A 13,813-nucleotide genomic window follows, 5' to 3' on the forward strand; every position below is an offset into this window, starting at 1 on the left:
CCGATTACGCGGCCGGTTGCAGGCCGAACATGGCCAGTTGCTGGGTGCTGCCCTTGTGCTGGATCAGACGTGGATCGTCCAGCGGGAAGCTGCGGCCCAACTCGGTTTCCAGAATAGTCTGCAACTTGTGGTTATCGACTTTACCGTCGGCACCAATGGCTTCCTTGAGTTTTTCCGGCGCCACCTGGGCGGTGCGGCCGGGCTCGTAGTAAATGGCGCCAGTGGCAAAGTCCACCGCAAAGGCAATCAAGCCCGGAATGATATAAAACAGCAGACCCACGGCATCCAGCGCGACGATGACCGGGTCGATCTTGCCATCGATCTGCCCGCGACGATCGGGGTAGAAAATCGTGCCGCAGGCGGTTATTTGGGTCAGCAAACTCGCGACCAGTACACCGCCGATCAAGCGAAAGGGAGCACGCATGTGAAATCTCCTGGGTTATCTGGAAACGAAGGGGCGTCAATATGAATTAGGACCGCGACGAAGGCCGTTATACTCGCGGCGGCAGGGCGTGCCCACAGTAAATTGCGGTCGTGTCTCACCCCCCCACTGGAATGGCTGAGGATTGAAGTTGTTTTTTCCAGATCGACAACGCGTAACGACTGATGGATGTTATCGGGGTTCGGCCCTCCGGGCTGAAGCTGTGGGCGCGCCATGCTGCGTTGCAGGACTTGGCAAGGAAACGACCCTTACCGGCGTCCCGCGCCTTGCCTGGCACGCCCACAGCTTCAACGCGACTCGCAATTTACTGTGGGCACGCCCTGTGGAGCCAGCATGATTTCTTTGCCGATCGATGAAGTTTTACCCGCCCTGCGTGAAGCCCTCGCTACACGCCACGAAGCCGTGCTCGAAGCACCGCCCGGGGCCGGTAAAACCACCCGCGTACCCTTGGCCTTGCTCGATGAGCCGTGGTTGGCCGGGCAGACCATTCTGATGCTCGAACCACGCCGCCTGGCCGCGCGGGCGGCGGCGGAGCGGTTGGCCAGTGAACTGGGTGAGAAGGTCGGTGAAACCGTTGGCTACCGGATTCGTCTCGACAGCAAAGTCGGCCCCAATACCCGCATCGAAGTGGTCACTGAAGGTATCCTTACCCGGCGCTTGCAGGATGATCCGGCGCTGGAAGGCGTGGGTTTGCTGATTTTCGATGAATTCCACGAACGCAGCCTCGACGCCGACCTGGCGTTGGCCCTGAGCCTCAATGGCCGCGAGTTGTTTCGCGATGATCAACCGCTGAAAATTCTGTTGATGTCGGCAACCCTGGAAGGTGAACGCCTGGCCGGGTTGCTCGATGATGCGCCAATCCTGCGCAGCGAAGGTCGCATGTACCCGGTGGCGATGCGTTGGGGGCGACCGTTTCAGCCAGGTGAATTTATCGAGCCAAGGGTGGTGCAGACCATTCTCGACGCGCTGAACGATGAGACCGGCAGCCTGCTGGTGTTCCTGCCGGGGCAGGCGGAAATCCGTCGGGTGCATCAGCAACTCGCCGATGCACTGGGCGATAGCACACAGGTTCTGCTCTGCCCGTTGCACGGTGAATTGGACCTCGCCGCCCAACGCGCCGCGATCGATCCGGCGCCCGCCGGCAGACGCAAAGTGGTGCTGGCGACCAACATCGCCGAGACCAGCCTGACTATCAACGGTGTGCGCGTGGTGATCGATGCCGGGCTGGCGCGAGTGCCGCGTTTCGACCCCGGCAGCGGCATGACTCGCCTGGATACTCAGCGCATTTCCAAAGCCAGCGCCACGCAGCGCGCGGGCCGGGCTGGGCGGTTGGAGCCCGGCGTGTGTTATCGCTTGTGGTCGCAGGATCAGCATGAGCAACTGGCGGCTTACGCCAGTGCGGAAATTCTCTCGGCGGACCTCGCCGGGCTGGCCTTGCAACTCGGTCGTTGGGGCGTGACGCCGGGGCAGTTGGTTTGGCTCGATGTCCCTCCGGCAGCAGCTTATGCACAGGCTCAAGATCTGCTTGAACGTTTGGGCGCGCTGGAGGGCGAGGCGCTGACCCGTCACGGTCAGGCCATGGCTGAACTGCCGGCCCATCCACGGATCGCTCATTTGCTGTTACGTGGCCAGGCGCTCGGTCTCGCCGACATGGCCTGCGATGTCGCGGCATTACTCGGTGAGCGGGATATCTTGCGTGGTGCCGGGGCGGATCTGCACAGCCGATTGGTGCTGTTGTCCGGTGAAGAGCGAGCCGCTCGTGGTGCGCAGGGCGGTGTTCAACGGGCTCGGCAACTGGCGCGGCAGTATCGCGGTTATCTGCGTGGCAAGGCGTCGGAACCGGTCAGCGATCCTGAACATCCGCGCTGGCTCGGCGCGTTGCTGGCGTTGGCGTATCCCGACCGGGTTGCGCAACAGCGGCGGGCCGGTGGCGCGGAGTATCGTCTGGCCAACGGTCGTGCAGCGTTGTTCGCCGAGGCAGACAGCCTGATGAAGCAACCGTGGCTGGTGATCGCTGATCTGGGCAGTCGTCAGGGCCAGCGTGAAGAACGGATTTATCTGGCGACGGATTTCGATCCGGCGTTGTTCGATTCGGTGCTGGCCGAGCAGGTGCGTTGCGTCGATCAACTGGATTGGGATGAGCGCGAAGGCGTGCTGCGGGCTGAGCGTCAGCGCAAGGTCGGCGAATTGATCCTCAGTCGCGAGCCGCTGACCGGGCTCGATGAAACTGCCCGTAGTCAGGCGTTGGTGAATCTGGTTCGGCGCAAAGGCCTGGAGCTGTTGCCCTGGACGCCAGAGCTGCGTCAGTGGCAGGCGCGGGTGGCGTTGTTGCGGCAGCTGGATCTCGGCAGTAAGGAGCAGAGTGAATGGCCGGATGTCAGCGACGCAGCACTGCTCAAAAATCTCGAACACTGGTTGATGCCGTATCTGGGCAAAGTCTCGCGGCTCAGTCATTTCGCCAATCTCGACCTGTCGAGCATCGTTCATAACTTGTTGCCATGGCCGCTGCCGCAACGGCTCGAAGAACTTGCGCCACATCATTTGAGCGTGCCGTCGGGGTCATCGATTCGTCTGGATTACAGCGAACAGCCGCCGATTCTGGCGGTGCGTTTGCAGGAGTTGTTCGGCCTGGCCGAGACCCCGCGCATTGCAGGGGGCCGGCAAGTGGTCAAGCTTCATCTGCTGTCCCCGGCACGGCGGCCGGTGCAGGTGACGCAGGATCTGGCGAACTTCTGGCGCAGTACGTATGCCGAGGTGAAGAAGGATTTGAAGGGACGGTATCCGAAGCACTACTGGCCGGATGATCCGCTGGTGGCCGAAGCGACGGCGCGGATCAAACCTCGTAAAAGCTGAAGATCAAAAGATCGCAGCCTTCGGCAGCTCCTACAAGGGATCGCATTCCCAATGAGCTGCCGAAGGCTGCGATCTTTTTCACTAACGCCACAAATCTAAGGCGAAGCCGGCAACAGAAACCGCGCAATCACCGGCAAATGATCGGAAATGCGCAACGTATCGTCCTGCTTCACCCTCGCTTCGACCCGTTTGATGCGTGGGCTGTAAAACAGGTAGTCGACGGTCCGGTCCGGGCCGTTCAAGCCGGGGTCATTCGGGTAATGGGTCAGCCATTGCGCCCGGTCGATACCGCTGGCTTCGTTGTTGGTGGGGATCATCGGGTATTTGTCCCACAACACATGCAGCGCGCTGTCGGCGGAGTAGGGCGTGCGTTGCTCGGTGGGCAGGCGTCGATATTGGCCCAACGGCAACAGGTTGAAATCGCCGCCGATCAACCACGGCGTGCCGCGGCTTTCATACTTGTCGAGGACCTTGGCTATAGCCGTCACCTGGCGCTGCAAGGTTTCGTCGAGCGGGGTGGTGGCACGGTCCAGGTGGGTGTTGAGCACGGCCATTTGGCCGCCGTTGCTCAATGGCAGGTGAGTGACCAGCACGGCGTTTTTCGGCTTGAACTGGCGGCTGATGAAGTTGGCCGCAGCGACCGGTAATTGCAGGCGTTCGGCGTGTTCGATCCGGTAACGGCTCAGGGTTGCCAGTTGCCGGCCAACGCTGCCGAAGATTCGCGGTTCAGGCACGAAGTCGGCTTTCCAGTCGAAGGCTTGAGCGCTGCAGGGATACAGGTCAGTGACTCGATCCTGAAGCAATTTGAACTGGTTCTGGTAGTCGCTGGCCTTGGCACCGTCATCGAGTTCCTGCAATAGCACGATGTCCGGTTGCTCGTCGCGAATCACCCGCGCCACTTCGTCGAGGCTGAAGGCCATGTCTTCCGGTGTGGGTTTTTCATCGGTGCCGTTGGCCAGATCATTCCAGAACACATAGCGCTTGCCTGCCAGGTACTGGACGTTCCAGGTCATCACCTTCAGCGCCTGGCCGGGCACCAGCGTCGGCGCCTGGGCGTTGCAACTGACCGGCAGCGCTTCCTTGGCTTCGGGGCGCCAGGTGAGGCTGTAGATCATCAATGCAATCAGGCCAATGGCAATCAGCAGGCACAGCAGGGTGTAGCGCAGTAGACGGGTCATGGCTCGGCTTATAGCGTTACAAAGATGGCCTCGAGCATAACCGAGCGCAAACGGCATGCCCATCAATTAGCCGAGACACATCGTTCTTTAAAGTGCCCCGTCAACCTTCTCGGGCGCATCGCTAATCAGCATGAATAAACGGAACACCACGACGCTGGTGAACAGTTGCAGGAAGCTGTGGGCGCTGTCGATCAGCAGCGAGATCACCGGGTTTTGCGGCTCAGGGTAAGCCGCCAGCGTCGCACCCTTGAGCACCCACAGCGGGCCCATCACGCACAGAATGCACACCAGAATGCGCAGGAAATTCCCGCGGGTCAGGCGCAGGCTTTCCTTCATCGCCGCCAGTGGTGCCAGGCCGCGCAGCACCAGCAGGTATTCGCCGAACGCCAGCGTCACCATCAGCCAGATCCCCGGCAGGAAATACAATGACAGGCCGATCAGAATCAGCAGGGTATTGAGAGCGGTCAGCAGGGCGAAACGCGGCCACAGGGTCGCGGAGGTCGCCAGCAAGTCGCGGGTGCGCGGTGTTTCGCCACGGCTGCGGGCATCGAGAAACAGGATCAGCGCGGCGGTGTACAGCGGATACACCAGCAGGCCGACCAATACACTGATGCCGGGGAAACTGTCCGGCTCGGTGGAGTGGTCGACCACTTGTTGCAGCAGCGCCTCGACAATCACCAGCGGCAGGCACAGCTGCACGATCTGGCGCAGATTGCGCTTGAAGAAATACAGAGAGTCACGCAGTACATCGAACGGATTCATCAGTCGGTATCGCAGGTCGAAAGCAGGTGCCTCACTTTAACCGATGAACCCCTTTGGGGCGCAAACGTAAACGTTCGGTAAAGGTCATTGAAACATCCTGTATCAGCCCCATTACGGGTGAGCACCTTGTCCACCGTGGATGAGGGCGACGATATTCCAGGCAATCTATGAGGTCGCCATGAACAGCGAAGAACAAACCCTGATCGATGGACTGTTTTCCCGGCTGCAACAGGCCGAAACGGATTCAGCCCCGCGCGACGCCCAGGCCGAAGCGCGGATCAAGGAACACCTGACTCGCCAGTCAGCAGCGGGCTATTTCATGACCCAGGCGATTCTGGTGCAAGAGGCTGCCATCAAGAGCCTCGACGAACAAAACAAGCAACTCACTCAACAAATCCAGCAATTGCAGGCTGAACTGCAATCGGCCAAGGCTCAGACGACGGCGCCGGCACCGAGCAGCGGTGGCTTTTTGTCGAGCATCTTCGGTGGTGGATCTCGTGATCCACAGCCTGCGCCGACTCAAAGCGCAACCCCGTCGAATGGCGGCTGGCGTGAACCGGGGCGGCCGTCATTCAACTCGCAGCCGCCGCAGAACTTCGGTGCGCCGGCTGCTCAGCAGAACTTCGGAGGGCAGAACTACGCACCACAACAGTCTGCCGGCAGCAGTTTCCTCGGCGGTGCATTGAAAACTGCAGCGGGTGTGGCCGGTGGCGTGATGCTGGCGCAAGGCATCAGTAGCCTGTTCCAGCACAATCAGCAGCCGGAAGTGGTTGAAGTCATCAAGGAAGAACCGGCTCAGGTCAACGATCAGAGCGACAGCAACAATGAGCAGCGCCTGGCTGACAACTCCAGCGATCAAGGCGGATTCGCCGACGCGGATTACAATGATGACAGCTCATCGTTCTTCGGCGACGACGACTCTTTCGTCTGATTACATCTGTGGCGAGGGAGCTTGCTCCCGCTGGACTGCGTAGCAGGCCCCTTGGGTTTTAAAGCAAGGGCGCCACTTCGCACCCCAACGGGAGCAAGCTCCCTCGCCACACGGCCGATTATTCGCGGAACAATCCTTCGGGCTGGCATACTGGGCAACTTTTCGGGCCGGGTGCCTGATCCAGCCCGCGCTTCGGCACGCTATTGAGGATGTACGGTGAAAAAAATCGCAGTGTTCGCCGATGTCCAGAACCTCTATTACACCGTGCGTCAGGCCTATGGTTGCCACTTCAACTACGCCGCGCTGTGGGCGGACGTCAGTAAAGAAGGGCAGATCGTCGAGGCCTATGCCTATGCGATCGATCGTGGCGACAGCAAGCAGCAGCAGTTTCAGCAGATCCTGCGCAATCTCGGTTTCATCGTGAAGCTCAAGCCCTACATCCAGCGCAGCGACGGTTCGGCCAAAGGTGACTGGGACGTGGGCATCACCCTCGACATCATGGACGCCGCCGACCACGTTGACGAAATCGTGCTGGCCTCCGGTGACGGTGATTTCGACATGCTGTTGGAGCGCATCATCAGCAAGCACGGCGTGCAAGCGGTGGCCTATGGCGTGCCCGGTCTCACTGCCAACTCACTGATCCGCGCTGCCAGCCGTTACGTGCCAATCGAAGGCGCGTTGCTGCTCAAGAATTGATTTTTACGGAGTTGAAACAGGTTTGGAACGCATAGCAGTCATCGACTTTGAAACCACCGGACTCTCCCCCAACAGCAACTGCCGGGCCACGGAAATTGCCGTGGTGATTCTTGAACAGGGACGCATCGTCGAGCGTTACCAAAGCCTGATGAACGCAGGCGTGCGGGTGCCGGCCTTCATCGAGCAACTCACCGGCATCAGCAACGCCATGCTGCGCGCCGCGCCCTCGGCCGAGCAGGTGATGAACGAGGTCAATGAATTCGTTGGCATCACGCCTCTGCTGGCGCACAACGCTGCGTTCGACCAGAAGTTCTGGGACTACGAGCTCGGGCGAATCAAACGCACACGCTTGCAGAACTTTGCCTGCTCGCTGTTACTCGCCCGCCGCCTGATGCCCGCCGCGCCAGACCACAAACTCGGTACCCTCACCACTTTCGCCAGCCTGCCCAATACCGGTAAGGCTCACCGGGCCATGGCCGATGCCGAAATGGCCGCCAACCTGACGGCGCACTTGGCTGAAGAATTGCGGCGCAAGCATGGGTTGCGGGAGTTGTCCCATGATCTGCTCGTCAGTTTGCAGAAAGTGCCGGCGGCGAAGATCAATGAGCATCTGAAGCGGTATCGCGGGTTCTGACAGAAACACCGCCGATGTCCTGATTCTGTCCAACTTTTTGGGTGCAGATCATCCTGTAGGAGCTGTCGAGTGAAACGAGGCTGCGATCTTTTGATCTTGATCCTAAAAATCAAAAGATCGCAGCCTCGTTCCACTCGACAGCTCCTACAGAAGAACTATTTTCCATTCCCTTCCAACTGCCCCAACGGCACGCGCTTCTCGATGGCGCTCGACAGCACGATCGAGGTCTTGCTGAACCCGAACGTGGCGATCCGGTTGATCAACTCTTCCAGCTCCGGCATCGAGCCCACCGCCGCTTGCATGATCACGCACGGGTCGCCGGTGACGCGGTGGCATTCGGTGAGCTGTGGGATTTTGATCAGTTCGTCGTAGGTTTTCTGGTTGCCGTGCTGGTTCAGGCGCAGTTCGATGACGCACTGGATCGGCAGACCGAGTTTGGCCATGTCGACTTTCGCCTGGTAGCCGGTGATCACCCCGCAGGCCTCAAGTTTGGCCACGCGCTCGGCCACCGCCGGAGCGGACAGGTTCACCTTGCGCGCCAGTTCGGCGTAGGACGCACGACCGTTTTCCAACAGGGCGCTGAGGAGCATGCGGTCGTATTTGTCCATCGTGGTATTCCTGAAAAAAGACTGACTTTCGAAAGCACGGTTTATAGCGCTGAACTCCGTGTTTTGAAAAGTGTACCGGCGCTATAAACAGGTTTTGTAACTTATTTTCCGTCGCTGGCCTTTCTAAAATAACGGCTCCCTTTGTCTTGTTCTCGAGCTGCCCATGCCTGGCATACGCCGTTTTTCCTTACCGCTGATCGCTGCTTTTTTCGCGCTGTACGTGATTTGGGGATCGACCTACCTGGTGATTCGAATCGGCGTGCAGTACTGGCCGCCGTTGTTGCTCGCCGGTATTCGTTTCGTGATCGCGGGTACGTTGATGTACGCGTACCTGCGCTGGCGGGGTGCCCCGGCACCAACGTGGGCGCAGTGGAAAGCGGCGGGGATCATCGGGATTTTGCTGCTGACGTTCGGTAACGGGGCGGTGAGTGTGGCTGAACACACCGGTGTCGCCTCCGGCGTTGCCGCGTTGGCGGTGGCGACGGTGCCACTGTTCACTTTGCTCTGTGGATATTTCTGGGGCGCGCGTAATACCCGTCTCGAATGGGCCGGGATTGCGCTCGGGCTGATCGGTATCGCCATGCTCAACCTCGGTTCCAATCTGCAATCGAGCCCGTTGGGCGCGGCATTGCTGGTGTTCGCGGCAGCGTCCTGGGCGTTCGGTTCGGTGTGGAGCAAACACTTGCCGTTGCCGCAGGGCGCGATGGCCAGTGCCGTGGAGATGCTGGTGGGCGGCGTGGTGTTGTTGATCGGCAGCGCGGTGAGTGGCGAGCATCTGGAGGCTATGCCGCCGATCGAAGGTTGGGCCGCATTGGCCTATCTGACGTTCTTCGGTTCGATCATCGCCTTCAACGCGTACATGTACCTGTTGAAACACGTGCGTCCGGCAGCGGCCACCAGTTATGCCTACGTCAACCCGGCGGTGGCGGTGTTGCTGGGTATCGTGTTTGTTGGCGAGACCATTGGTATCGAGGAAGCGCTGGCCATGGCAGTGATCATCAGTGCCGTGGTGTTGATCGGGTTGCCACAGTGGCGCCGTGGTGCCGATCGGCCTGGTGTAGTGGTGCCGACAGAATCCCGTGCGAATTAGGGTAAACTGCGCGCCATTGCATCTTGTTTTGCACACTTGTTTTGAAAAACCCGCGCTGAATTTTCCTACGGTACTCCCATGACTTTCGCCACCCTTGGCCTGATCGAACCCTTGCTGCGCGCTCTCGAGACGCTCGGCTACCAGACCCCTACGCCGGTGCAGACACAAGCGATTCCGGCGGTGCTGGCCGGTCGTGACCTGATGGCAGCCGCCCAGACCGGCACCGGCAAAACCGCCGGTTTCGCTTTGCCGTTGCTGCAATTGCTGGCCATGGAAGGGCCGAAAGTCAGCGCCAACTCGGTGCGCGCACTGATCCTGGTGCCAACCCGCGAGCTGGCCGAACAGGTTCACGAAGCCGTGCGCCAGTACGCCGAGAACCTGCCGTTGAGCACGTACGCGGTGTACGGCGGCGTCAGCATCAACCCGCAAATGATGAAGCTGCGCAAGGGCGTCGACCTGTTGGTGGCGACTCCGGGGCGCTTGCTCGACCTGTTCCGCCAGAACGCGCTCAAGTTCAACCAGTTGCAAACCCTGGTGCTGGACGAAGCCGATCGCATGCTCGATCTGGGCTTTTCCGAGGAGCTGGGGAACATTTACCGCGTATTGCCGAAGAAACGTCAGACGTTGCTGTTCTCTGCCACGTTCTCCGATGCGATCCGCCTGCTGGCCGGGCAAATGCTCAACGACCCTCTGAGCATCGAAGTCAGCCCGCGCAACGTCGCTGCCAACACCGTCAAGCAATGGGTGGTGACGGTGGACAAGAAGCGTAAGCCGGAGCTGTTCGTTCACTTGATGCGCAAGGGCAAGTGGAAGCAGGTGCTGGTGTTCGCCAAGACCCGTAACGGCGTAGACGCGTTGGTGGAAAAGCTCCAGGGCCTGGGCATCAATGCCGACGGCATCCACGGCGACAAACCTCAGGCGACTCGTCAGCGGGCACTGGATCGTTTCAAGGCCAGTGAAGTGCAGATCCTTGTCGCCACCGACGTGGCAGCGCGTGGTCTGGATATCGAAGATTTGCCATTGGTGGTCAATTTCGACCTGCCGATTGTGGCCGAGGACTACATCCACCGCATCGGTCGCACCGGCCGTGCGGGCGCAACCGGGCAGGCGATTTCGCTGGTGTGTGCTGATGAGGTGAATTTGCTGTCGGCCATCGAGATGTTGACCCGTCAGACGTTGACTCGTCAGATGGAGCAGGACTTCGAGCCTGAGCACCGCGTGCCGGATACCGATGCCAGCGGCCAAGTGGTCAAGAAGCCGAAAAAACCGAAGAAGCCAAAAACTTCGAGTGGCGGAAAGCGCAATTTGGGTAAGTGGGTCGAGAGCGGTGACGCTTCGGCGCCGGAGCCTTCGATCAAGCCTGTGCGTAAAGTGCCGGTATTTAATACCGGGCCGCGTAAGCGTAAGCCGTAAAGAAGCAGTTATAAGCTATCAGCTGCAAGCGGCAAGCAGAAATGCGCCCGTCTTGCAGCTTGCAGCTTGCAGCTTATAGCTTGCCGCCGGCCTTGAGCCACTCCACCATCCCCAACCCCGCTGCTCGCCCACTGGCGAAACACGCGGTCAGCAGATAGCCGCCGGTCGGCGCTTCCCAATCGAGCATTTCCCCTGCGCAGAACACGCCGGGCAGTTGCTTGAGCATCAAACGTTCATCCATCGACTCGAACATCACGCCCCCTGCGCTGCTGATGGCCTCGTCCAATGGTCGGGTTTTCACCAACGTCAGCGGCAATGCCTTGATCGCTTTGGCCAGCAGTCCCGGATTGGTAAAACAGTCTGCTGGTGTCAGCTCTCGCAACAGCGCCGCTTTCACCCCATCAAGCCCAAGTTGACTGTGCAGGTGTTTGGCCATGGAACGGGAGCCGCGCGGTTTGCTCAGCGCAGACTGAATTTTATCCACAGGCTTGCCAGGCAACAGATCGAGGTGAATGGTCGCCGAGCCGTGTTGATTGATTGCTTCGCGGATTGGTGCCGACAGGGCGTAGATCAAACTGCCTTCAATTCCTGTGGCCGTGATCACACATTCTCCGAGTCGCGGCACATCGTCATTGAGGCCAATGGCGATGTTTTTCAGCGGGCTGCCTGCGAATTTGCTGACCATCAGTTCGCTCCAGGCCTGCACCTCGAAGCCGCAATTGCTCGGTTGCAACGGCGCCAGTCCTACACCGCGCTGTTCCAGCGGCAGCATCCAGGCACCGTCCGAACCGAGGCGCGACCAACTGCCGCCGCCGAGGGCCAGCAGGGTTGCATCGGCTTGAACGGTTTTTTCGCCTTCGGGGCTGTCGATGCGCAGGTCACCGTTGTCATCCCAACCGAGCCAGCGATGGCGGGTGTGGATAACGACGCCGGCATCGCGCAGGCGTTTGAGCCAGGCACGCAACAGGGGCGCGGCTTTCATGTCGGTAGGAAACACCCGGCCGGAACTGCCGACAAAGGTTTCGATGCCCAGGTCATGAATCCATTGGCACAAGGCATCGGCGCCGAAGGACCGTAACAGCGGCGCAATCTGCGGTGCCCGTTCGGCATAGCGTGAGAGAAACGCCGGGTAGGCCTCGGAATGGGTGATGTTCATGCCGCCGACCCCGGCGAGGAGGAATTTTCGCCCCACCGAAGGCATGCCGTCGTACAGATCGACCTTGATCCCGGCCTGGCTCAGCACTTCAGCCGTCATCAAACCGGCGGGGCCGCCGCCGATGATGGCGACGTGAGGGGAGAGGGAAGTGGAGGGCTGGGTCATGGGATGCGCTGCGGTTTGGCGGAATGAAGCCGGGCATTCTATCAGCCCCGATCAATGTGGGAGCGGGCTTGCTCGCGAAAGCGGTGGGTCAGTCGACATCAATGTGGATTGTTAAATCGCCTTCGCGAGCAAGCCCGCTCCCACATTTGATCTTCGGTGTTTCCAAAAGGGTGGTTAAAAAACAACCACCGCTCTGCCGCCTACGCTCCGCATGGCCTGCAGGCCCTTTCACTCAGGTTATCCACAGGCGGTTCCACAGGCATTGTGGGTAAAGACTCACACATCAATGACAACCTGATGACTGCCACACCCGTTGGGCGCTGTGATGGAGGATGCCATGACGGCGTGCCAGAGCCTTGCGATCCTTGCTGTAGCCGCCGCCGATCAGGCCGACCAGCGGAATATCCCGGCCCAGGCAATGACGCATCACGCTTTCATCGCGAGCGGCGACGCCTTTGTCTGTCAGCTTCAGATAACCCAAGGCGTCGTCCTTATGCACATCGACGCCGGCGTCGTACAGCACCAGGTCCGGTTGGTAGAGCGGCAGCAAATAGTTGAGCGCGTCGTCCACTACCTTCAGGTAATCGGCATCGCCCATGCCCATCGGCAACGGAATATCCCAATCACTGTCGGCTTTGCGTGCAGGAAAATTCTTTTCGCAGTGCAGGGAAACGGTTATCGCCTCAGGAGTGTTGTGCAGGATTCGTGCAGTCCCGTCGCCCTGATGCACATCACAGTCGAAGATCAGCACCCGATTCACTCGGCCACTTTCCAGCAGGTAATGGCTGATCACCGCCAGGTCATTGAAGATGCAAAACCCGGCGGGATGATCGTAATGCGCGTGGTGGGTGCCGCCAGCCAAGTGACAAGCCAAACCATGTTCCAGTGCCTGTTCGGCCGCCAGCAGCGAACCGCCGACCGCTCGCACCGTGCGCCGGGCCAGCGCTTCGCTCCAGGGCAAGCCGAGGCGTCGCTGGTCTTCGCGGGACAATTCACCGCCCATGTAGCGTTCGATATACGCAGGGTCATGGGCGAGGGCGAGAATCTCTGGCGGGCAGAGGTCCGGGCGCAGCAGGTCGGCGTCGTGGGCCAGGCCACTGTCCACCAAGTGATCGCGCAGCAGGCGAAACTTGTCCATGGGGAAGCGGTGATCCGCCGGGAACTCGGGGCTGTAGTCTTCGTGGTAGATCAGTGGCAGGGGCATGGCAGATTTAATCAGCAAGGCTGGCAGGAATGAGTGAACGATCCTACCAGCGATGTAGACTTGCGGCATGGAAACGGGGGAGGAGGCACGATGGAGCCGATACGGGAACTCGAAAGCGCACGACTGTTGTTACGGCAGTGGCGTGATGAGGATTTGCCGGCGTTTGCGGCGATGTGCGCCGACCCACAAGTGATGCGTTATTTTCCGGCACCCTTGAGTCGAGTGGAAAGTGCCGCGTTGATCGGGCGTATTCGCGGGCATTTTGCCGAGCATGGTTTCGGTCTCTGGGCACTGGAGCGCAAGGACACCGGGGCGTTCATCGGGTTTACCGGGCTGGGTATGGTCGGCTTCGATGCGCCATTTACGCCGGCCATCGAAATCGGCTGGCGCCTGGCGCGCGAGCATTGGGGCTTGGGCTATGCCGGTGAAGCGGCGTGGACCGCTCTGCGCTGCGGGTTTGATCGCTTGGCGCTGCAAGAGGTCGTGGCATTCACCACCAAGACCAATTTGCCATCCGAGAAAGTCATGCAAGCGATCGGCATGCACCATGCCCCCGCCGATGACTTCGAGCACCCGCGGCTTGCAACCGATCATCCGCTGCGCCCGCACGTGTTGTATCGCATCACCCGTGAGCAATGGCTGCAAACCTTGCATGGATAAGCAGGCGCGGACGTTTACAAT

13 protein-coding genes are annotated in these 13,813 nt (G+C 60.1%); 7 read left to right on the forward strand and 6 right to left on the reverse strand.

Features of this window, described 5'->3' with window-relative positions; translation table 11 throughout:
- Nucleotides 1–4: 4 nt before the first annotated feature.
- Nucleotides 5–424 carry a hypothetical protein gene (locus tag ABH909_RS07390; RefSeq protein WP_007894454.1) on the reverse strand — a complete coding sequence of 140 codons (420 nt, stop codon included), beginning with the start codon at nucleotides 422–424 and terminating at the stop codon, nucleotides 5–7.
- 351 nt (nucleotides 425–775) lie between these two features.
- Between ABH909_RS07390 and hrpB the strand changes: the two genes are divergently transcribed.
- Nucleotides 776–3,295 carry an ATP-dependent helicase HrpB gene (hrpB, locus tag ABH909_RS07395; protein ID WP_429431690.1) on the forward strand — a complete coding sequence of 840 codons (2,520 nt, stop codon included), beginning with the start codon at nucleotides 776–778 and terminating at the stop codon, nucleotides 3,293–3,295.
- A 95-nt stretch (nucleotides 3,296–3,390) separates the two neighbouring features.
- Here hrpB and ABH909_RS07400 read toward each other — a convergent pair whose 3' ends face one another.
- Together ABH909_RS07400 and ABH909_RS07405 are read right to left on the reverse strand one after the other, a co-directional pair.
- The gene (locus ABH909_RS07400) at nucleotides 3,391–4,473 is read right to left on the reverse strand and encodes an endonuclease/exonuclease/phosphatase family protein (RefSeq protein ID WP_429431693.1); all 1,083 of its coding nucleotides are present in this window, start codon (nucleotides 4,471–4,473) and stop codon (nucleotides 3,391–3,393) included.
- 87 nt (nucleotides 4,474–4,560) lie between these two features.
- On the reverse strand, nucleotides 4,561–5,235 hold the full coding sequence (locus ABH909_RS07405) for a YciC family protein (protein ID WP_429431696.1): 675 nt from the start codon (nucleotides 5,233–5,235) through the stop codon (nucleotides 4,561–4,563).
- Nucleotides 5,236–5,413: 178 nt separating this feature from the next.
- Here ABH909_RS07405 and ABH909_RS07410 point away from each other — a divergent pair, with 178 nt between their 5' ends.
- The 3 genes from ABH909_RS07410 (at nucleotide 5,414) to ABH909_RS07420 (ending at nucleotide 7,496) form a co-directional block, all read left to right on the forward strand.
- Nucleotides 5,414–6,166, forward strand: coding sequence for a DUF2076 domain-containing protein (locus ABH909_RS07410; protein WP_429431699.1), 753 nt, complete (start codon nucleotides 5,414–5,416; stop codon nucleotides 6,164–6,166).
- Between the two features lie 216 nt (nucleotides 6,167–6,382).
- Complete coding sequence (locus ABH909_RS07415) at nucleotides 6,383–6,862, forward strand: NYN domain-containing protein (protein WP_095633876.1); 480 nt, start codon at nucleotides 6,383–6,385, stop codon at nucleotides 6,860–6,862.
- Between the two features lie 22 nt (nucleotides 6,863–6,884).
- Entirely contained in the window at nucleotides 6,885–7,496 is a 612-nt protein-coding gene (locus tag ABH909_RS07420; RefSeq protein WP_429431702.1) for a 3'-5' exonuclease, read from the forward strand.
- 155 nt (nucleotides 7,497–7,651) lie between these two features.
- Here ABH909_RS07420 and ABH909_RS07425 read toward each other — a convergent pair whose 3' ends face one another.
- Nucleotides 7,652–8,104, reverse strand: a complete 453-nt coding sequence (locus tag ABH909_RS07425; RefSeq protein WP_123359120.1) for an Lrp/AsnC family transcriptional regulator — start codon at nucleotides 8,102–8,104, stop codon at nucleotides 7,652–7,654.
- A 163-nt stretch (nucleotides 8,105–8,267) separates the two neighbouring features.
- On the opposite strand from ABH909_RS07425, the gene yedA reads away from it, so the two are divergent.
- Both yedA and ABH909_RS07435 read left to right on the forward strand, forming a co-directional pair.
- A complete protein-coding gene (gene yedA, locus ABH909_RS07430) occupies nucleotides 8,268–9,194 on the forward strand; it encodes a drug/metabolite exporter YedA (protein WP_429431707.1) in 927 nt (308 codons plus the stop codon).
- Nucleotides 9,195–9,272: 78 nt separating this feature from the next.
- Nucleotides 9,273–10,607, forward strand: a complete 1,335-nt coding sequence (locus ABH909_RS07435; RefSeq protein WP_429431710.1) for a DEAD/DEAH box helicase — start codon at nucleotides 9,273–9,275, stop codon at nucleotides 10,605–10,607.
- A gap of 73 nt (nucleotides 10,608–10,680) precedes the next feature.
- Here the strand turns inward: ABH909_RS07435 and ABH909_RS07440 are convergent, their stop codons facing one another.
- Nucleotides 10,681–11,928: a TIGR03862 family flavoprotein gene (locus ABH909_RS07440; RefSeq protein ID WP_429431713.1), complete on the reverse strand. Its 1,248-nt coding sequence runs from the start codon at nucleotides 11,926–11,928 to the stop codon at nucleotides 10,681–10,683.
- A 283-nt stretch (nucleotides 11,929–12,211) separates the two neighbouring features.
- Entirely contained in the window at nucleotides 12,212–13,132 is a 921-nt protein-coding gene (locus ABH909_RS07445; RefSeq protein WP_429431715.1) for a histone deacetylase family protein, read from the reverse strand.
- A 90-nt stretch (nucleotides 13,133–13,222) separates the two neighbouring features.
- Here ABH909_RS07445 and ABH909_RS07450 point away from each other — a divergent pair, with 90 nt between their 5' ends.
- Nucleotides 13,223–13,792, forward strand: a complete 570-nt coding sequence (locus ABH909_RS07450; RefSeq protein ID WP_429431718.1) for a GNAT family N-acetyltransferase — start codon at nucleotides 13,223–13,225, stop codon at nucleotides 13,790–13,792.
- Nucleotides 13,793–13,813: the final 21 nt, after the last annotated feature.

The organism is Pseudomonas sp. BS3782 TE3695, from assembly GCF_050435305.1.
GTDB lineage: Bacteria > Pseudomonadota > Gammaproteobacteria > Pseudomonadales > Pseudomonadaceae > Aquipseudomonas.